This window comes from Streptomyces sp. CA-106110 (assembly GCF_050936285.1).
GTDB lineage: Bacteria > Actinomycetota > Actinomycetes > Streptomycetales > Streptomycetaceae > Streptomyces.
This window is the reverse complement of sequence record NZ_JBNJNB010000001.1, coordinates 2,014,803-2,035,775: the sequence shown is the minus strand read 5'-3', so window position 1 is coordinate 2,035,775 and position 20,973 is coordinate 2,014,803. Positions and strand designations below refer to the sequence as shown.

Here is a 20,973-nt window from a genome sequence, read left to right as displayed (position 1 = left end):
GGCGGGAGTTGCTCAGCGCGCGGCCGCGTTCCGTGCCGTTCGCGGGGCCCGGTCCGCCAGGCGCCATGAGCGGCTCAGGCGCCGATGACGTGGAGGGAGACCCACAGCGCCGCCACAGCGCCCAGCAGAGCGGTGGGTACGGCGATCGCCCCGAGCCGGGTGAACTCCTTGAGGTCGACCGTGTGCTCGTGCTGGTGGACGATGCGGCGCCACAGCAGGGTGGCCAGGGAGCCGGCATAGGTGAGATTGGGCCCGATGTTCACGCCGAGCAGCACGGCGAGCACCGCGCCGGGGCCCGACGGGACGGCCAGCGGCAGCAGAACCAGGACCGCGGGCAGGTTGTTGATCAGGTTGGCCAGCAGGGCCGCCAGAGCCGCCACGCCCAGCAGCGCCGGCAGACCGGTCCCGTCCGGGATGACCCGCCCGAGGGCGTCCGCGAGCCCGTTGTCGACCACCGCCCGCACCACGACGCCCAGCGCCAGGACGAACGCAAGGAAGGACGGCGCCGCCGCGCGCACCACCGTGAGCGGGGTGGCGCGGCGCCTGACGAGCGCACGCCCGGCCAGGACCAGCGCCCCGGCCAGCGCCGACCATGCGGGGTCGACGCCGAAGGCGGAAGCGATCACGAACCCGGCGAGCGTGCAGGCCACCGTCACCAGGGCGAACAGTGGCAGCCGCGGCGGCTCCCCCCGGTCCTGGGCCGTGGCTCCGGCGTCCAGGTCGCGGCGGAAGAAGCGCCGGAAGACGACGTACTCGGCGGTGACGGCCACCAGCCAGGGCAGGGCCATCAGGGCGGCGAAGCGCGTGAAGCTCAGCCCGGCCGCGCCGAAGGCGAGCAGATTGGTGAGATTGGAGACCGGCAGCAGCAGTGAGGCCGTGTTCGACAGATGCGTGCACGCGTAGAGGTGGGGTCTGGGTCGGGCCCCCATCCGGGCCGCCGTCGCGAACACCACGGGCGTCAGCAGTACGACCGTGGCGTCCAGGCTGAGCACGGCGGTGATCACCGAGGCGAGGGCGAACACCGCGGTCAGCAGCCGCCCGGGACGTCCCGCGGCCCAGCGCGCCATCCACGCGCCGCACGCGCGGAAGAGCCCCTCCAGGTCGCAGAAGTGCGCGAGCACCAGGACGGCCGCGAGGAAACCGACCACCGGACCGAGACGCTCCGCCTCGGCCTGGGCGTGGGCGGGGGTGATGGCACCGGTCGCGATCGCGATCCCGGCCGCGGGAACCGCGACGACCGCCTCCGGCAGCCCGAAGGGACGCACCACCGCGCCGGCCAGTACGGCGGCGAGGAGGACGACGGAGAGGACCTCGGCGAGCGCGGTGTTCAGGGATCGATCCTTCCGGAAGGGGCTCGGCGCAGCCCTTCCATCACATCAGGCCGGTCCGTAATACCTCGAATCGGTGCGTGCCGGACGGGACGCGGGAGCGCGGTCAGACCCGCCCCTTCAGGTGTTCCCGCGCAGCATCCATCCGTGGTCCACCGGCCCGATGCCGGAGCCCAGTGCGAAGCCCTGGGCGATCGCCTCCGTGACGTAGTCCTTGGCCTGCCGCACCGCCTCCGGCACCGCGAGGCCCTGGGCGAGCCCCACCGCGACCGCCGAGGCGAGCGTGCAGCCCGTGCCATGGGTGTGGCGGTTGTCGTGGCGCGGGGCGCGCAGCCAGTGCTCCTCGTGGCCGTCGGTCAGCAGATCCACCGCCTCACCCTCCAGGTGCCCGCCCTTCACGAGCACCCACCGGGTCCCGTACGACAGCAGGCGCCGGGCCGCCTCACGCATGCCCGGCTCGTCCTTCACCGTGACGCCGGTCAGCTCGGCCACCTCGTCCAGGTTCGGCGTGGTCACCGTCGCACACGGCAGCAGCCGGGTCCGTACGGCGTCCAGCGCGTCGTCGGCGAGCAGCCGGTCGCCGTGCTTGGAGACGCTCACCGGGTCCACCACGACCGGGGCCGCCTGGTCCGCGAGCAGTTCGGCCACCGTGGTGACCAGCGCGGGCGAGGCGAGCATGCCGGTCTTGACCGCCTGGACGCCGATGTCGTCGACGACGCTGCGGTACTGGGCCCGCACCGCTTCCACGGGAAGCTCCCAGGCTCCCTGCACACCGACGGAGTTCTGCGCCGTGACCGCCGTGACCACGCTCATCCCATGGGCGCCGAGCGCCAGCATGGTCTTCAGGTCGGCCTGGATGCCGGCGCCGCCCCCCGAGTCGGACCCGGCGATCGTCAGAACACGCGGCGGCGTCATGCGCGCCCCTCCTCACGGACGCGTAGCGGGGCGTACACGGCGAGAGCCACCAGGAACGCCACGTAGTACGAGATGTCTGCGCCGTGCAACGCGTCGGCGACGGGGCCCACGTACAGGCCGGTGTCCATGAACGGCACCGCCGCGGCGAACGCACCGGCGAAGGCCAGCAGCGGCGGCCACATGGACCGCGGCCGGGCCGACTCGGCGACGAGATCGGTGACCGAACCGCGCCGTACCAGCCAGTCGACGACCACGATCGCCACGAATCCCGGGATCCAGTACCCGACGAACAGCAGCACGTTCTGGAACCGTGCGGTGGTGTCGGCCGCGTGCATCCACAGCACCAGCGGGAAGCCGAGCGCCGCGGCGAGCGCGGCCGCCACGGGACGCGGCACGCGCACACCCACGGTCTGCAGCGCCAGGGAACCGCTGTAGTCGTTCATGGCGTTGCTGCACAGTGCGGCCAGTCCCACGGCCAGCAGCCCGAACGCGCCCGGTGCGCCCCCGCCCAGCAGCTTGTCCACCCCGGCGGCCGTCTGGTCGGTCAGCGCCGAGGCGCCCCACAGGCCGAGGACCTGCACGGCCAGGAAGGACACCACGAGGCCGAGCAGCGTGCACCAGAACATCCGGGACCGGGAGGTGGTGCTCGGCAGATAGCGGCTGAAGTCGCTGGCGTAGGGGGCCCAGGACAGGGTCAGGCTGAGCGCGATGGTGCTGGTCAGCACGAAGGCGCCCGCCCGGTCGGCACCGTGCGCGCTGCCGCTCGTGGCGAGGTGGACGCCGGCCGGCATGCGCACGGCGATCAGGGCGAAGGCGGCCGCGAGCACAAAGGTCATGACGATCTGGAGCCGGTGGATCGCCTCGTAGCCAAGGACCCCGAGCGCTCCCTGCCCCAGCATCATGACCAGGACGCCGAGCCAGAACGGCCAGCCGCACAGCCGTGCCAGCGCGTCTCCGCCGAACAGCCCGATCAGCGCGTCCCAGGCGACCGACGACAGCCACTGCAGCACCCCGGGCAGGACGACCGCACGCCCGAAGGCCAGCCGGGCCAGGGGGAGCTGGGCGGCGCCGGTGCGGCTGCCCCAGGTGCCGAGGTAGGCGGTGGGCACCGCGCCGAGCACGGTGCCGAGGACGACGGCGGCGAGCGCGGTGGTGAAGTCGAGCCCGAGGGTGATGCCGATGGTCCCGGTGAACACACCGGTCATCGTCAGATTGGGGGCGAACCACACGGTGAACAGCCGCCCCGCGCCGCCGTAGCGGTTGCTCTCGGGGACAGGCTCGATGCCGTGGCCCTCGACCCTGAGGTCGCCGGGAGCGGTGGGCATCCGCCCGTCGAAGACGGCCCGTCGGCCGTCGGCGGGCAGCCCGCCGGAAACATGCGCCAATGGCATGAAAGACATCCCTCCGCCAGTACGAACTGGTTCAGGTTCAACGGGTGTGATCTCAGCCCGCAGATGGGGCACCCCGTGTCCGGTACGGCGGCAAGAGTAACCCGAGGCTTGCGATGTGCCATACGGAAGGGCCGCCGTTCGCTGCGCGGCGGCCCTTCCGAAGGGGTACGTCAGTGGCTGCGGCGGAGCCCGACGGCTCCGGTGAACGCAAGCGGGGCCAGGCCACGGGCCCGCCGCGCGGATGGCTGGCTGCCGCTACCCGGCGTGCCGCTGGACTTCCTGTGCCATCTCCTTGTCGAGTGCCGCGCGCACCAACGCGGCGGCCAGCACGGCCGGTTCGGTGTCCTCGGCGAGCGCCGCCAGCTTCTCCGGGTCCTTGGGCAGTCCGAGGCGCTCCGCTCCGGACAGGGCCTTGTCGTCCAGGTAGGGAGCCACCTCCGGCCAGACCCGTTGTACTTCGCGCAGGAAGATGTCCGCGCCGGCCGGACCGATCCCCGGTATCTCCTGCAGCAGCCGGCGCAGGGCGGAGACGTCGCCGTCGGCCTCCTCCCGCAGGTGCCGCAGATCGCCTCCCCAACGCTCCAGCAGCAGTTCCGCCCCGTCGCCCAGCTGGGTCGCCGTCCGCTCGTCGTAGCGCCGGTAGCCGCCTCGTCCCAGCGCGTCGACCCGCTCCTGCCAGTCGGCCCCGGCCATGCGCCGCGGATCCCGCAGGCCCGCCTCGTGCAGCGCCCGCACCGTGGCCAGTGCGATCGACCCACGGATGCGGGCGCTCAGAAGGACGGCCATGAGCAGCAGCCGGTAGAGCGGCTGAGGGGCGTCCTTGAGCTGGATGCCCGCCTCTTCGGCGTAGGTGCGGCCGTGTTCCGAGATGAGTTCCCCCATGACGTGGGCCGCGTTGTCGCCCCGGTTCACGGCGGCCTCACCCCGACGGTTTGAGCGGGTCGTGGCCGATGGCCATCAGGCGATGACGGCGGTCGCCCTCCATGGCCTCCGGCTCGTCGTACCGGTCCTGCTCTGCGGTCACCGTGTCCACGACCTCGTACATCACCCTGACGTCGTCGTCGGTGAGATCCATGCGCCGCTTCTGCAGGATGGCCAGGACATGCTGCCCGGTGGGGTCTCCCGCCTGGTCGGGTAGCGGTTCCGTGTCCTCGCCGGCGTCCTGGACCCGCAGCCAGGCCGCGAGTTCCTGGGACGTCATGTTCACCACGCTGTGGAACTCGTCCCACAGCGCGTCCAGTTCCAGGGCGTCGGTCATGGCGTACTCCTCTCGCCCCCGGCGGTTCCGTCTGCTCTCCGCATGCCGCGGTCCTGGCGCGCCTCAGTCCTCGCGCGGCCAGTTCTCGGCCTCGAACATCCAGCGCTGCTTCTCCAGTTCGGCCGTGAGCCCGATCAGCAGGTCCTGAGTGACCGGATCCGCCTTCTCGGTGGCCTCGATCCGCTCGCGCAGCCGCCCGATCGCGGCTTCCAGCGACTCCACCATCAGCCCCACGACCTCGGTGTCCCGCAGCCAGCCCGCCTTCGTCACGGGCAGGCCGAAGGCGGAGGCGACGGTCTCCGGGCGGCCGTCCGGAGTGACCCCGAGCGCGGCCGCTCGCTCGGCCACGGTGTCCGCATACGAGCGGGCCGTGTCGACCACCTCGTCGAGCTGGAGGTGGATCGACCGGAACCTCGGCCCGACGATGTTCCAGTGGGCCTGCTTCCCGACGAGGGAGGGCCCGAGCAGGATCCACCAGGGTGTCCTGCAGCGCCTGGCCGGTGACGCGCCGGGCGGGCTCGGGCAGAGTGCTGTGCACCACGGTCATCGTGTGCTTCTCCTTGTCGTCGATCGGTGCTTCGTGGTCCGCAGCAGCCGGGCACGTTCCTTCTCGTCGGTGCCGCCCCACACGCCCGCCGTCTGCCCGGTGCGCAGCGCCCAGTCCAGACACTCGGCCATCACCGGACAGCGGCGGCACACTCGTTTGGCGGCGGCGGTCTCCACCAGATACGGGCCCGTCGATCCGACGGGGAAGAACAACTCGGGGTCCTCACCCACGCACGCCGCGTGCCGCAACCACTCCATGGGCGCCCGGGTGCCCGGGACGGATGGGGCGAAACCCGGCTGCGGCAGCTCCTGCGCAGGATGGCCGGGATCTTCCCAGTGAGCGGTCGGCGGTCTATTATCAAAAACTAGCAGTGCTAATTAACCGTCGAGGGCAGCCGGGAGTTCCGTCGTGCGTACCGTCCACTTCGCGGCAGCCCGCCGCACCCCCATCGGCAAGCTGCGCGGCGCCCTGTCCTCCGTACGGCCCGACGACCTGGCCGCGACGGTGATCCGGGGCCTGGTCGCCGATGCGCCCGCGCTCGACCCGGCCCGCGTCGACGACGTCTACTGGGGCGCCGCCAATCAGGCCGGCGAGGACAACCGCAACGTCGCCCGGATGGCTGTCCTCCTCGCCGGCCTGCCCGAGTCCGTGCCCGGTGCCACGGTCAACCGGCTGTGCGCCTCCGGCCTGGAAGCGGTCACCATGGCCGCCCGTACCATCGCCGCGGGCGAGGCCGACATCGTGATCGCGGGCGGCTCCGAGTCCATGAGTCGCGCGCCCTTCGTGCTGCCCCGGCCGGACGAGGCCCTCCCGAACCGCATCGAGACGGCCGACACCCGGCTCGGCTGGCGCCTGGTGAACCCGGCGATGAAGGACCTCCACGGACTGCTGTCCATGGGCGAGACCGCCGAGGAGGTCGCCGAGCGGTACGGCGTTCCCCGCGAACGCCAGGACGACTTCGCGCTGCGCAGCCACCGGCGGGCCGCCGACGCCCGCAAGAACGGCTTCTTCGACGCCGAACTGCTGCCCGTGACCAGGCCGGACGGTGTCGTCGTCACCGCCGACGAGTGCGTGCGCGAGGACACGTCGTACGAGAAGCTCGCCCGGCTCAAGCCCGTCTTCCGCCAGGGCGGCACCGTCACCGCGGGCAACGCCTCGCCCATGAACGACGGCGCGGCCGCACTTCTGCTCGTCAGCGAGGAGGCCCTGGACGAGCTGGGCCTCGAGTCCCTCGGCCGGTACGTCGCCGGCGCCTCGGCCGGCGTCCACCCGGACATCATGGGCATCGGCCCGGTCCCCGCCACCGAGAAGGCTCTCGCCCGTGTCGGCTGGACGATCGGCGACATCCAGGAGGCCGAGTTCAACGAGGCGTTCGCGGCCCAGGCCCTCGCCTGCGTCGACCGCCTCGGCATCGACCCTGATCTCGTCAACCCGACCGGGGGCGCCATCGCCCTCGGCCACCCGCTCGGCTGTTCCGGCGCCCGTATCCTCACCACCCTCCTGCACCGCATGCGCCGCACGGGCACCGCCCGCGGGCTGGCCACGATGTGCGTGGGCGTGGGGCAGGGGAGCGCGGTGCTGGTCGAGAGGCACTGATTCGTACCTCAACGGGGGCTCCCCGCAAGGCAATTCGACAAAGCAGCGCCGCAAGGAAACGGAGCACCACCTCCATGGCCACCCTGTCCCTCGCCACGATCCTCGCCGAGAACGCCCGGCGCCGCCCCGACCGGACCGCCCTTGTCGAGGGCGACCTGCGCCTGACCTTCGCCCAGGTGTGGCAGCGGGCCCGCGCGCAGGCCGGGGCGCTGGTCGGGCTCGGTGTCCGGCCGGGGGACCGGGTCGCCCTGATGGCGCCGAACACCGCCGATTTCCCGCATGCGTACTACGCGATCGCGGCTGCCGGAGGAGTCATCGTCCCGGTCCACCTGCTGCTGTCGGCGGAGGAGGTCCAGCACGTCCTGAAGGACAGCGGCGCCACGCTCCTGCTGTGCCACCCGGCGCAGGCGGAGACGGGAACGGCCGCCGCACAGGCCGTCGGAGTCCAGGTGGTCACCCTGGGCGCCGAGTTGGAGAAGCTGGCGGCGGACGCCCAACCGCTGCCGTCGTACGTCACCTGCGCCGCCGACGACCCCGCCGTCGTCTTCTACACCAGCGGCACCACCGGCGTGCCCAAGGGCGCCGTGCTCAGCCACTTCAACCTGGTGATGAACGCGACCGTCAACGCCTTCGACGCCAACGACATCCACGCCGACGACATCGCACTGGGCGCGCTGCCGCTCTTCCACGCCTTCGGGCAGACCGTGTCGATGAACTCCACCTGGCGGGCCGGGGCCACGCTCGTCCTGCTGCCGCGCTTCGACGCGGCGCGGGCCATCGAGCTGATGGTCAAGGAGGGCGTCAACACCTTCCACGGCGTGCCGACCATGTTCGTGTCCCTGGCGGCCGCCGCGGCCGACGCCGACGTCCTGCCCGAGCTGCGCGTGTGCATCTCCGGCGGCGCCTCGCTGCCCGGCGCGGTGCTGGAACGCTTCGAGGAGGCGTACGGCGCGAGGATCTACGAGGGGTACGGGCTGTCGGAGACCTCGCCGACCGCGACCGTGAACCAGCCGTGGTTCGGCACCAAGCCGGGCACGATCGGCCATCCGCTGTGGGGCGTCGACGTGGAGATCGCCCGTGCGGAGGTCGAGGGCCGCATCGAACTCCTGCCGGCCGGTGAACTGGGCGAGGTCGTCATCCGCGGGCACAACGTCTTCTCCGGCTACCTCGGCCGCCCCGAGGCCACCGCGGAGGCACTCGTCGACGGCTGGCTGCGCACCGGCGACCTCGGCATCAAGGACGACGAGGGCTTCCTCAGGATCGTCGACCGCAAGAAGGACGTCATCATCCGCGGCGGATACAACGTGTACCCGCGTGAGGTCGAGGAGGTGCTCCTGCGCTGCCCCGGCATCGCCCAGGTCGCCGTCATCGGCCTGCCGGACGAACTCCACGGGGAGGAGGTCTGCGCCGTCGTGGTCCCCGCGCCCGGCGCGGCACTCGACGCGGCCGCCGTCACCGAGTGGTCCAAGGAGCACCTGGGGCGGCACAAGTATCCGCGCCGTGTGGAGTTCACGGACGCGCTGCCCCTGGGACCGAGCATGAAGGTCCTCAAGCGGGAACTGCGGGTGCGGTACACGCGCTAGCCACGCGCGTGCAGGGGCCACCAGGCGAGACGGTCCTTACGCCCGTCACTTGTCCGGACATAGCATCGGTCCCCGCATGAATACGATCACGCTCTGGGACATATCCCTGTGGGGCTTCGCCGCGCTGGCCACCGCAGCACTCCTCGTCGGCTTCTCCAAGACCGCCGTGAGCGGCGCCAACACGGTCAGCCTCGCCATCTTCGCCGCGGTGCTGCCGGCCCGCGCCTCGACCGGCGTTCTGCTGCCCATCCTGATCGTCGGCGATGTGCTCGCCGTCCTCACCTACCGAAGACACGCCCACTGGCCGACCCTGTGGCGTCTGTTCCCGGCGGTCGCCGCGGGTGTCGTCCTCGGCACGCTCTTCCTGGTGTGGGCCGACGACGGCATCGTGCGGACGTCGATCGGCGCCATCCTGCTGCTGATGGCGGCGATCACGGTGTGGCGGCGCCGCAGTGCCCGACGGGACGAGGAACCCGACGAGGTGACCACAGGCACCGGCCGGGTCAAGGCCCGTTCCTACGGCGTCCTCGGTGGTTTCACCACGATGGTGGCGAACGCGGGCGGCCCGGTCATGTCGATGTATCTCCTTTCCGCTGGATTCCGCAAACTCGGCTTCCTCGGCACCTCGGCCTTCTTCTTCCTGATCGTCAACGTCTCCAAGCTGCCCTTCAGCGCGGGACTCGGTCTGATCGACGGCCGCTCGCTGCTGCTGGACGCGGCCCTCGCCGTGTTTGTGGTGCCGGGCGCGCTCCTCGGCAAGTGGGCGGTGAACCGCATCGATCAGCGGCTGTTCGAACAGCTGGTGATCGCGGCGACGGTGCTGGGCGCCGTTCAGCTGCTGCTGCGCTGAGCGCGGCCGCCGGACCGCCCAAGCAGCGCGGGAAGGTCGGCGAAGGAGTCGATGACGTGGTCCGGCTCGCCGCTCGCGGCCCGAAGCGTCTGCGGCAGATACTTGCCCGTCCTGACGAGGACCCCGGTGATTCCGGCGCGCTGGGCCGCGAGGACATCGTTCTCGACGTCGTCGCCGACCATCAGCGCCCGGTCGGCGCCGACCCCTACGTGCGCCAGTGCCGCCTCGAAGAACGCGGGCGACGGCTTGCCGGTCACCTCGGCCTCCGTCCCCGCGGCCTTCTCCAGGCCCAGCAGGAACGCACCCGAGTCGAGCTGCAGACCACGCTCGGTGCGCCAGTACAGGTTGCGGTGCATCGCGACCAGCCGCGCACCCCGCTGCAGGTGGCCGAAGGCGCGGTTGAGCGCCGCGTAGTCGAACCCGGGACCCGCACCGCCGACGACCACCGCATCCGCGACCGCGTCCGGGCCCTCGACGTTCTCGTCGCCCTGGTCGTCCCCGTCGTCCTCGACGAAGCGGACACCGGCGAGGTCCTCCCGGATGTCGCCGCTGTTGAGCAGCGAGCAGCGGGCCCCGGGGCAGTGCTCGGCGAGATACGCGGCGGTGGCGGCGGGCGCGGTCAGGATGTCGTCGGCCGTCATGGGGAAGCCGGCCTCGGAAAGGGTCCCGGCGATCGACGCACGGGTGCGGGACGTGGTGTTGGTGAGCAAAGCGACGGCCAGACCCGAGTCGCGGATGTGCCGCAGCGCCTCGACCGCGCCCGGCAGCGGCCGCCACGAGACGGTGAGGACGCCGTCGATGTCGATGAGGACGGCACGCACTGCATCCATGACAGGACGATAACGAGACCATGGCCGGACCGCCGTACGCCGTGCGCGACACGGCACGGCCGGACCGCCTACGGCGGGGACCCGCTGGAGGGGCTCCGGCCTGCCCGTAACCTCGGACCCATGTCCACCCACGTGCTGATCCTCGGCGGTACCACCGAGGCGCGCGAACTCGCCGCCTCGCTCGCCGCCCGGCCCGGAGTCCGGGTCACCACGTCCCTGGCCGGCCGGGTGTCCCGGCCGGGCCCGCTCGACGGCGACGTACGGATCGGAGGCTTCGGCGGCGCGGACGGGCTGGCCGCCTGGCTCCGCGAACACCGGGTGGACGCGCTCGTCGACGCCACACACCCGTTCGCCGCCCGTATCACGGCGAACGCGGCTCGGGCCGCCGCGGCCACCGGTGTGCCCGCGGTGGTGCTGCGCCGGCCCGGCTGGAGCCCGGTCCCCGGCGAGCGCCGGCACGAGGTCGCCTCACTCGCGGACGCGGCGGCCCTGCTCACCACGCTCGGCCCGCGAGTGTTCCTCACCACCGGCCGGCTGGGTCTCGCGGCCTTCGCGCACCTGACGGACATGCACTTCGTCGTACGGTCGGTGGAGCCGCCCGAGCCTCCCCTGCCGCCGCACACGGTCGTGCTGCCGGCCCGAGGGCCGTTCACGGTCGAGGACGAAACCGCGTTGCTGCGCGAGCACCGCATCGATGTGCTTGTGACGAAGGACAGCGGGGCAGCGGCGACGGCGGCCAAACTCACGGCCGCGCGGGACCTCGGGCTCCCCGTGGTGCTCGTCCGCCGTCCACCCCTGCCGGACGGCGTGATCGCGGTCCCGGACGTGCCAGGAGTTCTCGCCCGGCTGGGGTTCGGCCCGTGAGGACGGACGCGGGGTGACGGCCGCCGGGTCCGGCACCCGTTTCTCGCGCGAGGACGCGCCCGCGCCGGCTAAGAGATATCCCGTAGTACGCTTCGGCGCGTGCCTCACCGGCCCAGCGGCGTCAGTTACCCGATGTCGAGCGTCAGGTTGTGGAGCGCCGCGACGCCGGCGACGGCATGGTTGACTGCCTCGCCGCGGCGACGGCACTGCCGGAGGATTGCTGGTCTTTGAGGCGGCCGTGATGTGTTCGGCTACGGCTCGCCGTTTCCGGAACCGTGTGTCGTTCCGGTCCTTGATGGTGCGGCCGTGGGTCCCTGGCGCGGTGTTCGGATCTGGTCGCAGCCGCGGTAGGCGCCGTCGCCGGAGACGCGTGGGTGAGCTGGAAGGGTCCGGCCGAGAGTTTCCCGGAAGACGACCACGTCATTACGGTTGCCGGGCCACGCTTCACCGACGGCGACGACGCGTCTGTCACGGGCCCGGCAGACCACTTGCACGTTGACGCTGCGCCGGTAGTTCTTGCTTTTCGCGGTGCGGGTGTGGTCGTGGACGGGGATGAGGGTGCCGTCGACGACCCACGACTCCCGCCTGTCCGTCGGCGGTGGCCCCAGAAGTTCCGCGAGGTGTGGTGCGGGGCGGGAAATCACCCGGTGCACGGTGAGTCGGTGGTTGCGAACAGTGACGCCAGCTGCTGCATGGTGAGGTTGGTCCGGTAGGCGAGGACAACAACGAGGTGACCCATCTGCGATCCGGTGAGCCTGGTCCAGGCACGAAGTTCAACGCTCGTGCGGCGGGCCAGACTCAGGCGCATGCGGGCATCGTAGAACGCAGACGCGGCCTTCCGTTGCCCGGGCGTTGTCAGTGGGCGCAGGTAGCTTTGGCCTTGCTTGGCGAAGCCGCCAAGTTCCGGACTGAATCTCGTCGTTGCCGTGGACAAAAGGAGGTGGGATGCCGTGGGTACCGACCTGCTTGCTGCGGTACCTGCCCCTGACGCGTCTTCCCGCAGATTTCGTGGGAAGAACAAGGGCAAGAGGTGGACGCGTGGCGTCGACACCGAGCTCGCGGTGATCCGGCTGCCGCTCGATGTGAGCCGGCTCGACAGTCAGTTGCGAGTAGAGCGGCTGTTCTCGGCGATGTGGTCGGTGAAGCGTGCGCTTCAGCGCGATGCCCGGGACGTGGTCGACGCGTACTGGGCCGGCGATGTCCGCCGCGAGGACGACGCGAATGCGTGGCGGGTCGAGTTGGGCCTGTCCCGTGCGGGCATGGAACGCCGCGGATACCGTCATATGGAACGCTCTCGGCACCTCGGCCAGCACGTCACCAAAGCTCTGGTGATGCACCAGGCCGACGAGGTGTGGGAAGGAGTGAGCCGTCATCTGTTCCCGGATGCGTCCGGGCGCCGGTTCGGACGGCCGAAGCCGGGCACCTGGTGGGACTACACCCGCATCCCGGGTAGGGCTCGTTCCCACACCACCGCCCGTAAGTGGGAGACGTTTCGGCTGCACGGCACTCTTGCCGGGCACCTGGACGCCTACCGGCACTGGGACCTCGACCCGGCCGCGGCCTTGCCTGAGCAGGCGGCCGGGCTGCCGCCGCAGACGAGTGTTCTCGCGCAGCTGCGGCGCATGCCTGTGCCCGTGCGGCCCCGCCGCGTCGAAACCGGCGAGGTCACCGCGAAGGGACAGCCGAAGACACGTGCCGCGAATTGGTGGGACCACACCGGACCCCTGGTCGTGGTGTTCACCGGAGGTGTCGACTCCCGGCGCGGCGACCTCGTCCTCCCGGTCCGGCTGCCTTCCGGGGTCGGCCGCTGGCCGCGGCTGGTCCACTTCCTGAACAACCCGCAGACGTGGCACAAGGTCGACCTCGTCCGCCGCCGTGATGCCAGTGCGCCCGGTGGGTGGACGTACGAAGCGCACCTGATGGTCCTCACTGGCGGATACGCGTCTCCGGTAACGAAGGCCCGGCGGGCTGCCGCCGCCAAACTGGACAGAGTCGGTGGGATCGACGGCAACGTCTCCAACCTGTGCGTCGTCTCCGTCCCGGACACCTTCGACCCCGCCGATGGCCCTGTTGGCGCTACCCGGGTCGAGCTCACCGCCGCCGAGCTGGCCGCACTGGAAAAGTCCCGCCGCAAGGAGCGCGGCCGCAAACGTGCCCTCGACCGTTCCCGCCGCTCCACCAACCCCGCCCAGTACACGCCGTCAAAACGCCAGCAGGACCGCGCAGCCCGACGTGAAGCCGCCGACCTGCCCGAACGGCAGGTCCAGACCCCCGGCGGTGCGCGGGCGGCGAACAAGGCCGGAGTACCGAAACAGGCATACCGCCGGGACACCCTCTCGGCCGGCTACCGCTTCAACCGCGCCCGAATTGCCGAGGCCGCAGCCACCGCGGCCGCCGCGAAAGACCACCGGGCCCGGCGGATAGCCGAACGGATCGTCGCCGAACACGGCGCCAACCTGGTCGTCGAGGACTGCGATATCCGCACCTGGTTCCGGCTGTGGGGCAAGACTCTGCAGGCCACCACACCAGGGCGGCTCATCGCCGCGATCGGCACGGAGTGCGAGAAGACCGACGGCCGCCTGCTGCGCGCGTCGACCGTCAACACGAAGCTGTCGCAGACCTGCCTGTGCGGCGCTGAAGTGCGGAAAACCCTCGCCGACCGGGTCCACCGATGCACCTCCTGCGGCCTGATCGCCGACCGCGACATGGTCTCCGCCGCACTCGCCGCGCACGTCCGACTTGAAAACCCGGACAATCCCAGCACGGCGGGCCTGGACACCGTCCAAGCCCGCACCACACAGATCTTGTTCTCACCAGGGCTGCAAGAAGTCCTGTCGAGTCAACCGCAGCGAGGTGCCCGCCCCAGCAGGGACCGCACCCACGCGGCAGCCCACGGTCCGGGAATCCCCGGCCAGCAGGCCTCTGCTCGACGAAACACCCCCGACCGGTACCGGCCTACCCCGAATGAGACCCGACCCGCCCATCAGCGGCACAAGGACCACGTCGGAACAGCCGCCCACGCAGGAAACGCCGCAGCCCGCGGCGAAATCCCCACGCGGGAACTGATCGGGTGGCATCCCAATACGGGATGACTCTTAGTCCCGCCGGTGCCTGCGCCGCAGCAGATAGGTGTCCATGATCCAGCCCTTGCGCTCGCGGGCCTCAGCGCGCAGGCGCTCGATGCGGTCGGCCGCCTCCGCGAGGGGACCCGAGACGAGGATCTCGTCCGGGGTGCCGATATAGGCGCCCCAGTAGATGTCGATGTCCTGGTCCGCGTACTGCCGGAAGCCCTGGTGCGCGTCGAGCATCACGACGACGTCGTCGACGCCCTCCGGGAAGCCCTCCGCGAGGCGCCGTCCCGTGGTGATCTGGACGGGCCGGGCCACCCGGTTGAGCCCTGTGCGATGCCTCGCGACGAGCGCCGAGACGCTGCTGATGCCCGGTACGACGTCGTGCGAGAACGTCACCGCACCCCGGTCCAGCACCTCCTGCAGAATGCCGAGCGTGCTGTCGTAGAGCGCGGGGTCGCCCCACACCAGAAACGCACCGCTCTCGTCCTCGCCGAGTTCCTCCATGATGAGCCGCTCGTAGATCCCGGCCCGTGCCGACCGCCAGTCGCCGACGGCGGGGGAGTAGGCGGCGCCGCCCGCGGACCGGTCGCGCTCCGGGTCGCGCGCCTCGATCATGCGGTACGTCCCTTGCGGAACGTGTGCCTCGAGAATGTCTCGGCGCAGCTGGACCAGGTCTGACTTCATCTCGCCCTTGTCGAGGATGAAGAACACGTCGGTGGCCTTGAGCGCCTTGACCGCCTGGAGAGTCAGCTGGTCGGGGTCGCCCGCTCCGATGCCGATGACATGAATCTTTCGCACGCCCCGAGTCTGCCGTACGCGCTCGGCAGCCCGCGCACGCCCCTGTCGCAGGCCGGTCTAGGACCAATGCCGTGTAGATAGGCGGCTGGGCTGGGTGTCAAGGTCCTGGTGCGGTCAGGATGTCGATGCTGATGGTGGCCTTGTAGCTGGTCCGGTCGATGGTGCCTTTGGCGTTGTACTTGGAGATCGCGCGTTTGACGACGCGGGGCCGGGTGCGGATGCGTCGGTCGGGCATGAGGTCGGCCAGGACGCGGCGGCCGATGGCCCCGACGAGGTCGACGACCGTGTCGGCGATGACGCCCGCGGCCTGGATGACCAGGTCGCGGGCGGTGTTCAGGGCGGTGGTGAAGCTGGCCCGGTCGGGGTCGATGCCGGGCCGGGCGGCGGTGGCGTCGGCCATGGCCAGGCGCAGGGCCTGGTAGGTGACCAGCAGGGCGTAGAGCTCTTGGGAGACACCGTCCGGGGTGCGGGCGCGCAGGACACGGCCGCCCAGGGTGGTGGACTTGATCTCCAGATACGCGGTCTCGATCTCCCAGCGCTGGTGGTACAGGGTGATCAGTTCGGCGGCGGGGTGGGTCCTGTGGTCGGTCAGTGTGGTGACGAGGCGGTAGAGGCCGGTGCTGCGTCCCGTGGCCGTGGTGATGGTGATCTCGCAGTCGATGACCCGCACGGGGACGGCGCCGATTGCCGAAAGGTAGGAGCCGTCACCGCAGCGGCCCAGGACGGGCAGCCGACGGCCGTTCTTCACACGGGTCAGCACGTGCGCGCCGGTCCTGGCCATGGCGGTCACCAGCGCTTGGGCGGCGAAGTTCCGGTCCAGCAGCACGATCATGCCCTTGCGCAGGCTGCGGAGCAGGCGCGGCGCGTACGTCGTCTCGCCGTCAGTGGTTGGTCCGAACACCGCGTCGATGACCGTGCGGGTGCCGCAGGACACCAGCACCAGGAGTCGCAACGCTGGATATCCCGCACCACCGTTGTTGCAGCGGTGTTTGGTGTATTCGGTCAGATTCGCCGGGCTGTCGGGCACCGCCATGGTGGTGCCGTCGATCGCGCAGACCAGCAGCCCGCGCCACCACACGCCGGTGGTGGCGATGCCGGCGGCCGGTCCACGCAGCAGGTCGAACAGCCATCGCAGCGGCTCGGCCCCCACCCGCCTGCGGGCCTGTGCCAGCGCACCACCGGTCGGGTCCGCGACCGTCAGCCCTTCCAGTCCCGCCGTCAACCGCTGCCACACCTGCCGCCAGCCCAGCCCGGGGAACAGACACCCTGCCAGCAGCAGATACACCACCACCCGGGACGGCAGGTCCCGCACCCGCTCCTGCACCCTGCCCGTCTGCGTCAACGCCTCGTCGACCATCTCGAACGGGATGATCCGGGTCAACTCGCCCAGATGGCCGGGCGCGAACGCCCCGGCGGCAACAACAACTTCACGAGAAATGACAGACTGGGTACCCAACGGAGCTCCCGCCGAACAGTGATCTTGGTCGACACGGTTCTAGCAGGAGCTCCGTCCCGTTTCAGGCCACTTGGCACACAGGCCCCACGCGCTATCTACACGGGATTGGGTCTAGGACTGCTCGCCGCGCAGCCGTGGAGCCCATGCCCGGGCGTCGACCGGGGCCGCCTCCTGCTCCGCCATCGTGGCCAACTCCTCTGCCCAGACGAGCAGTTCTGCCACCGCCAGGCCATACGGCCGGTCCTGTCCGGTCTCCGCCGCCCACGCGTGGACGGCCCCGGCGCCGCGCCGCAGCAGCCGGGCGCCGCCGGTCGTATTGCCGCGGGCCGCGTGGGTGAGGCCGACCGCCAGCTGGGCCAGCCCCCGCCACAACGCGCGCTCCTCGTCGGGACCCGACTTCCAGGCGTCCTCGAAGACCTCGTGCGCGTGGAACGGCTTCCCTTCGTCCAGCAGGGCCTGGGCCTCCGCGACGCTGTCAAGGGGGGTGCGTACGACTCCCTCCGGCTGGCGCGCCACACCTTGCGCGCCGTACGGCAGGGGCCGCCCGAGACCGTCCCGCGGCCGCGCGTTGCGGGCCCGGCCCTCCGTGTCCCGGTCACGTCCCCGGTTTGCCCGAACTCCTGATGCCTCGCCCATACCCCGATTGTCCCGCGCCTCCGGCTCTTCGCGGGGCAGTCCCTGCCGTGGGGTAAGGTGTTGTTGCGCGATCACGCGGATCACCGCGGGAGCGCACCGGGACGTGGCGCAGCTTGGTAGCGCACTTGACTGGGGGTCAAGGGGTCGCAGGTTCAAATCCTGTCGTCCCGACGGTGCGGAGGGTCTTCGCAGGTGAGAGCCTGCGGGGGCCCTTTTTCGCGGATGGTGGCCCCCACAGCTCCCGCCGGCGGTCGCTCAGCCCGCGCTGAGCGGCTCGAAGGTCACCTCAGCCGTGTCCACGGTCTCGCCGCGGCGCCCCGGTGCGCTCTGCCACGTCCAGTAGAGATTGGTGTGCGCGATCACCTGTTCCGGGGACGGCGCGCCGTACTCGGTGAGGTCCTCCGTCGTGTGCGCGTCGCCGACCAGTGTCGCGTCGTACCCGCGGACCAGGGCGCCGTGGAGGGTGGAACGGATGCACATGTCGGTCTGGGCGCCTGTGACGACGACCCGGCCCACACGGTGCTCGGCGAGCACCGCCTCCAGCTCGGTGTCCTCGAACGAGTCGCCGTAGAGCTTGTGCACGAGGGGTTCCTCGTCTCGGCGGAGCAGTTCGGGCACGTACTGCCAGCTCTCGCTGTCCCGCTTGAGCTGGTCGTCGGAGTGCTGCACCCAGACCACCGGCACGTCCTGCGCGCGCGCCTTGTCGAGCAGGGAGTTGATGTTCGCGATCATGGTGTCGCAGTTGTGGGTGCCCGCCACCACCCCGTTCTGGACGTCGATGATGAGCAGGGCGGTGTGCGGCCGGTCGGGGAGGGTCGTCATGGGAACTCCGTTGTGGTCGCGGATTCTGTGCGCACCCCACAGTAGGCCGCACCACTGACAACGCGGCGGGTTCGTGCGGCCGTCAGCGCAGTAGCTCCGCAAGGCGCCGCCAGGCGGCCCGGGGGAGCGAGTCAGGCGGCCCGTCCTCGACCACCTGAAGGGCCACGTGGTCCGCGCCCGCCCGGTGGAAGGCCCCGACATGTTCCCGGATCCGGTCGTCGTCCCCCCAGGCGAACAGTGCGTCGACCAGGCGGTCGCTGCCGCCGTTGTCGAAGTCGTCCTCGCTGAAGCCGAACTGGAGAAGGGAGTTCGTGTAGTTCGGCAGGCCCAGGTAGAAGTCGAGGACACCGCGGGCCGTCGTCCTCGCGCGGTCGGGATCCGTGTCCAGGACCACCTTCGTCTCCGGCGCGAGGAGCGGCGCGGTGCCGAGGATCTCGCGGGCCGTGGCGGTGTGTTCGGGCGGCATCAGGTACGGGTGGGAGCCGGCGGCGCGGTCGCGGGAGAGCTCCAGCATCTTCGGGCCGAGCGCGGCCAGGACGCGGCGCCCGGCGGGCACACCGGCGGTGTCGAGTGCGTCCAGGTACTCGACCATGGCCTTGTAGGGGCGGCGGTACTGGTCCGTCAGTTTGGGGTGGCTGACGCCGAGTCCGAGCAGGAAGCGCCCGGGCCGGGTCCGCTCCAGCTCCTGGAAGCGCGCCGCGGTCTCGGCCGCCTCGTACTGCCAGATGCTCTGGATACCGGTCGCCACGACGAGGCGTGAGGTCGCCTGGATCAGTGGGACGGCGTGCTGGATGCCGCTGCTGCCGCCCAGCCAGACTGCGCCGAAGCCGAGTTCCTCGAGTTCCGCGGCGGTTTCGGTCAGTTCGCCGTGCCGTGCCGGGTCCTCCGAACGCAGGCCCATGCTCCAGATGCCGTACCGCCCGACGGTCTCCTTCAGGGAGTTGCCGCCGTCCGCGTTCGTGACCTCGCCCATCGCTTGCGTTCCCTCCGTACCCGGTGTCGCACGCTGCTCGTGAACCACTCGGTCACAGCAGAGCCCAACGGGTACCCGATGCGCGGTATTCCACGCCGGACATGCCTCCGTTGAGGCGGGTGCATCGCCGCACCGGACCCTCGCGGCCGGCCGGTGGAAGGGACGGAGGCGCAAAGCCGTCGCAAGGGACTCATATAGGCTGCTCGCTCGGGTTCCCCACAGTCCGCGAGTGCCCGGGAGAGTTTCAGTGACCGTAGCGATCGACCCGTCCGGGGCGGCGGGTTCGCCCGACGACGAGAAGCCCGCGCAGGAGACGCCGCCTGCCGCCAGGGTGGCCTCCGGCGACGACGGCTTCTGGGTCGAACCGGGAGCGGACGGAGAAGCCGGGGCGCCTGCCCCGGCGGAGTCCGAGGTGGCCGAGACCGTGGTGCGCGACGCCCGTGAGTTCGGCGTGTACGCGCGGACCGGCGGCTGGGCGTTCGCCCTGAAGGTCGCGCGCAGCGTCCGGCCCGGCGGGCAGCCTGCGGGGCAGAGCCCGAAGATCTCCGCCAAGCGCTTCGCCGAGCTGGCCGGGTGCTCGCCGGAGCGGGTCATGCGCTACTACAAGGCCTGGGACAAGGCGGCCGACGACGGCCTGGTCCCGCACTTCGAGATCCTGGTCCCGGGCCAGGAGATCGAACTGCCGGACTCCGACGTGTGGCACGACTACTACACCTCCCGCTCCGGCGCCGCCTCCGAGCGCGGCACCGCCATCGCGGCGGCGGCCGAGGCCGAGGGCATCCGGCCGACCAAGGCGCTGGAGGTCGCCGAGAACCCCACCGCGCTGCGTGCGGCGATCCTCGCCGACCCCGCGACGGCCGGCACGGCGCGCGCCGCGCTCCTCGACCGGCTGAAGGAAGACCCCGTCCTGCAGACCGAGCTGGCCCGTGACATCGCCCGTACGGACGAGCTGAAGAAGGCGGTGGCCACCGAGAGCCGGGCCGCAGACCGTATCGGCTACGTACGGCAGATCGCCGAGAAGGGCCAGGTCAGGACCCCGGCCGGACAGACGATCGACGCACCTCCCGAGCTCCGAGCGGAGGCCGAGCGCCATCTGTCCCTCATCGACGAGCTGGACGACGGCGAAGAGGCCGGGACGTGGGCCACCGAGGCGTACGACTCGGTCAGGGAACTCGTCGTGCAGGCCGTCGAGGCCGACCCCGAGCTGCGGCTGAAGGAACGCCGTACGAAGTTCTACAGCGGCCTGCAACGGGCGACGAAGGTCTTCGAGGAGCTCACCCTGGACGACGTGGACGACCTGGACGACCTCTACGAGGACGACATGCTCCAGCGCCTCGAGGAGCTCCAGGCGGCCATCGGCACCTGCATCGCGACCCTCCGCAAGGCGGTCCCGGCGCAACCGTGACCGTACGGCGCCCTGGGCAAGGCGCTACGCCGACCGTTCGGCGTCCGGAGCCTGACGGCTCCGGACGGTGTTCATCCGGCTGGGCCGGCGGCGGTGCGCAGGCCTGCGTCACCCTTTGCATGGCGCTGTCACCCCACGAGCACCTCCGCCCATCGGCTGGTGCTCCCGGAGTGCACCGCCACGCCGCACCGCGCCGACAGCGCGGTGACGATGTACAGGCCCCGGCCGTGCTCGTCGGGATCGATCGTCGAAACCGGCGGTCCGGCGGAGGCCGCGGGCCCCATGTCGGTGACTTCGACCCGGATGGCCCTGTGCCCGTCCACCAGGACCCTGGACAGCCGCAGCGTGGCGGGTGGCAGGGCGTGGACGACCGCATTGGTGAGCAGCTCCTGGATCACCAGGAGCGCGTTTTCGGCCGCGTCCGCGGACAGGTTCCAGTGGGTGAGGATCGCGTCCGCACGGTGGCGCACGGCCGAGACGGCCTTGGAGGCATGCGGGAGCGGAAGGACGTACTCCACTCCCTCGCCAGGCGCTGCATTGAGCTGCGCTACTGTCATGTGCCCTCCTCTTCCGGGCCGCGAAGCCGGTCGGATGCCGGGCGCTATGGCACGCTAAGGAGGGAAACGGGCCGGGTCAATGAACATGGGTCG

The 20,973-nt window shown here is 71.1% G+C and carries 21 protein-coding genes, 1 tRNA gene, 1 pseudogene and 1 riboswitch; of the genes and pseudogenes, 7 read left to right on the top strand and 16 right to left on the bottom strand.

Annotation, left to right across the window (positions count from 1 at the left end; all coding sequences use genetic code 11):
• Nucleotides 1-74: 74 nt before the first annotated feature.
• The 7 genes and pseudogenes from ACQEXA_RS09475 to ACQEXA_RS09445 all read right to left on the bottom strand — a co-directional run bounded on the left by ACQEXA_RS09475 (nucleotide 75) and on the right by ACQEXA_RS09445 (nucleotide 5,696).
• Nucleotides 75-1,331 (bottom strand): arsenic transporter, encoded by a 1,257-nt coding sequence (locus ACQEXA_RS09475; protein ID WP_432939793.1) that lies wholly within the window; start codon nucleotides 1,329-1,331, stop codon nucleotides 75-77.
• A gap of 117 nt (nucleotides 1,332-1,448) precedes the next feature.
• A complete protein-coding gene (gene thiD, locus ACQEXA_RS09470) occupies nucleotides 1,449-2,243 on the bottom strand; it encodes a bifunctional hydroxymethylpyrimidine kinase/phosphomethylpyrimidine kinase (RefSeq protein ID WP_433129383.1) in 795 nt (264 codons plus the stop codon).
• Nucleotides 2,240-3,634, bottom strand: a complete 1,395-nt coding sequence (locus tag ACQEXA_RS09465; RefSeq protein ID WP_433129381.1) for a purine-cytosine permease family protein — start codon at nucleotides 3,632-3,634, stop codon at nucleotides 2,240-2,242. Before ACQEXA_RS09465 ends, thiD begins: the two co-directional genes overlap by 4 nt.
• Nucleotides 3,626-3,720: riboswitch (TPP riboswitch) on the bottom strand. (Overlaps the previous gene by 9 nt.)
• Nucleotides 3,721-3,889: 169 nt before the next feature.
• On the bottom strand, nucleotides 3,890-4,516 hold the full coding sequence (locus ACQEXA_RS09460) for an endonuclease (RefSeq protein ID WP_433134497.1): 627 nt from the start codon (nucleotides 4,514-4,516) through the stop codon (nucleotides 3,890-3,892).
• A gap of 37 nt (nucleotides 4,517-4,553) precedes the next feature.
• Nucleotides 4,554-4,892 carry a DUF3140 domain-containing protein gene (locus tag ACQEXA_RS09455; protein ID WP_359397351.1) on the bottom strand — a complete coding sequence of 113 codons (339 nt, stop codon included), beginning with the start codon at nucleotides 4,890-4,892 and terminating at the stop codon, nucleotides 4,554-4,556.
• A gap of 63 nt (nucleotides 4,893-4,955) precedes the next feature.
• A pseudogene (locus ACQEXA_RS09450) lies at nucleotides 4,956-5,439 on the bottom strand (Dps family protein).
• Complete coding sequence (locus ACQEXA_RS09445) at nucleotides 5,436-5,696, bottom strand: WhiB family transcriptional regulator (protein WP_359397347.1); 261 nt, start codon at nucleotides 5,694-5,696, stop codon at nucleotides 5,436-5,438. Before ACQEXA_RS09445 ends, ACQEXA_RS09450 begins: the two are co-directional and overlap by 4 nt.
• 151 nt (nucleotides 5,697-5,847) lie before the next feature.
• On the opposite strand from ACQEXA_RS09445, the gene ACQEXA_RS09440 reads away from it, so the two are divergent.
• From ACQEXA_RS09440 to ACQEXA_RS09430, 3 genes are all read left to right on the top strand, one after another.
• Nucleotides 5,848-7,035, top strand: coding sequence for a thiolase family protein (locus ACQEXA_RS09440; RefSeq protein ID WP_359397345.1), 1,188 nt, complete (start codon nucleotides 5,848-5,850; stop codon nucleotides 7,033-7,035).
• 74 nt (nucleotides 7,036-7,109) lie between these two features.
• On the top strand, nucleotides 7,110-8,618 hold the full coding sequence (locus ACQEXA_RS09435; RefSeq protein ID WP_433129379.1) for a long-chain-fatty-acid--CoA ligase: 1,509 nt from the start codon (nucleotides 7,110-7,112) through the stop codon (nucleotides 8,616-8,618).
• Between the two features lie 76 nt (nucleotides 8,619-8,694).
• On the top strand, nucleotides 8,695-9,468 hold the full coding sequence (locus tag ACQEXA_RS09430) for a sulfite exporter TauE/SafE family protein (protein ID WP_432935288.1): 774 nt from the start codon (nucleotides 8,695-8,697) through the stop codon (nucleotides 9,466-9,468).
• On the opposite strand, the gene ACQEXA_RS09425 is transcribed toward ACQEXA_RS09430, so the two are convergent.
• Complete coding sequence (locus tag ACQEXA_RS09425; protein ID WP_433129377.1) at nucleotides 9,450-10,298, bottom strand: HAD-IIA family hydrolase; 849 nt, start codon at nucleotides 10,296-10,298, stop codon at nucleotides 9,450-9,452. The genes ACQEXA_RS09430 and ACQEXA_RS09425 overlap by 19 nt on opposite strands.
• Before the next feature lie 120 nt (nucleotides 10,299-10,418).
• On the opposite strand from ACQEXA_RS09425, the gene ACQEXA_RS09420 reads away from it, so the two are divergent.
• Nucleotides 10,419-11,162: a cobalt-precorrin-6A reductase gene (locus ACQEXA_RS09420; RefSeq protein ID WP_433129376.1), complete on the top strand. Its 744-nt coding sequence runs from the start codon at nucleotides 10,419-10,421 to the stop codon at nucleotides 11,160-11,162.
• Between the two features lie 251 nt (nucleotides 11,163-11,413).
• Here the strand turns inward: ACQEXA_RS09420 and ACQEXA_RS09415 are convergent, their stop codons facing one another.
• The gene (locus ACQEXA_RS09415) at nucleotides 11,414-11,806 is read right to left on the bottom strand and encodes a transposase (protein WP_433129373.1); all 393 of its coding nucleotides are present in this window, start codon (nucleotides 11,804-11,806) and stop codon (nucleotides 11,414-11,416) included.
• Nucleotides 11,803-11,970: a hypothetical protein gene (locus ACQEXA_RS09410; RefSeq protein WP_433129371.1), complete on the bottom strand. Its 168-nt coding sequence runs from the start codon at nucleotides 11,968-11,970 to the stop codon at nucleotides 11,803-11,805. The genes ACQEXA_RS09415 and ACQEXA_RS09410 overlap by 4 nt, the downstream gene beginning before the upstream one ends.
• A 142-nt stretch (nucleotides 11,971-12,112) precedes the next feature.
• Between ACQEXA_RS09410 and ACQEXA_RS09405 the strand changes: the two genes are divergently transcribed.
• Entirely contained in the window at nucleotides 12,113-14,254 is a 2,142-nt protein-coding gene (locus ACQEXA_RS09405) for a zinc ribbon domain-containing protein (RefSeq protein WP_433129369.1), read from the top strand.
• 3 nt (nucleotides 14,255-14,257) lie between these two features.
• Here the strand turns inward: ACQEXA_RS09405 and cobF are convergent, their stop codons facing one another.
• The 3 genes from cobF to ACQEXA_RS09390 form a co-directional block, all read right to left on the bottom strand.
• A complete protein-coding gene (gene cobF / locus ACQEXA_RS09400; protein WP_433129367.1) occupies nucleotides 14,258-15,031 on the bottom strand; it encodes a precorrin-6A synthase (deacetylating) in 774 nt (257 codons plus the stop codon).
• 97 nt (nucleotides 15,032-15,128) lie between these two features.
• Complete coding sequence (locus ACQEXA_RS09395) at nucleotides 15,129-16,487, bottom strand: IS4 family transposase (RefSeq protein WP_432922857.1); 1,359 nt, start codon at nucleotides 16,485-16,487, stop codon at nucleotides 15,129-15,131.
• A 111-nt stretch (nucleotides 16,488-16,598) separates the two neighbouring features.
• Complete coding sequence (locus tag ACQEXA_RS09390) at nucleotides 16,599-17,123, bottom strand: DUF309 domain-containing protein (RefSeq protein WP_432935295.1); 525 nt, start codon at nucleotides 17,121-17,123, stop codon at nucleotides 16,599-16,601.
• A 97-nt stretch (nucleotides 17,124-17,220) separates the two neighbouring features.
• Here ACQEXA_RS09390 and ACQEXA_RS09385 point away from each other — a divergent pair.
• Nucleotides 17,221-17,294, top strand: a tRNA-Pro gene (locus ACQEXA_RS09385).
• 84 nt (nucleotides 17,295-17,378) lie between these two features.
• Here ACQEXA_RS09385 and ACQEXA_RS09380 read toward each other — a convergent pair.
• Nucleotides 17,379-17,945 carry a cysteine hydrolase family protein gene (locus ACQEXA_RS09380; RefSeq protein WP_433129365.1) on the bottom strand — a complete coding sequence of 189 codons (567 nt, stop codon included), beginning with the start codon at nucleotides 17,943-17,945 and terminating at the stop codon, nucleotides 17,379-17,381.
• 82 nt (nucleotides 17,946-18,027) lie between these two features.
• Nucleotides 18,028-18,918, bottom strand: coding sequence for an LLM class F420-dependent oxidoreductase (locus ACQEXA_RS09375; RefSeq protein ID WP_432935297.1), 891 nt, complete (start codon nucleotides 18,916-18,918; stop codon nucleotides 18,028-18,030).
• A 247-nt stretch (nucleotides 18,919-19,165) separates the two neighbouring features.
• Between ACQEXA_RS09375 and ACQEXA_RS09370 the strand changes: the two genes are divergently transcribed.
• Nucleotides 19,166-20,323: a hypothetical protein gene (locus ACQEXA_RS09370; protein WP_433129363.1), complete on the top strand. Its 1,158-nt coding sequence runs from the start codon at nucleotides 19,166-19,168 to the stop codon at nucleotides 20,321-20,323.
• Nucleotides 20,324-20,451: 128 nt separating this feature from the next.
• Here the strand turns inward: ACQEXA_RS09370 and ACQEXA_RS09365 are convergent, their stop codons facing one another.
• Entirely contained in the window at nucleotides 20,452-20,880 is a 429-nt protein-coding gene (locus tag ACQEXA_RS09365; protein ID WP_432935299.1) for an ATP-binding protein, read from the bottom strand.
• Nucleotides 20,881-20,973: the final 93 nt, after the last annotated feature.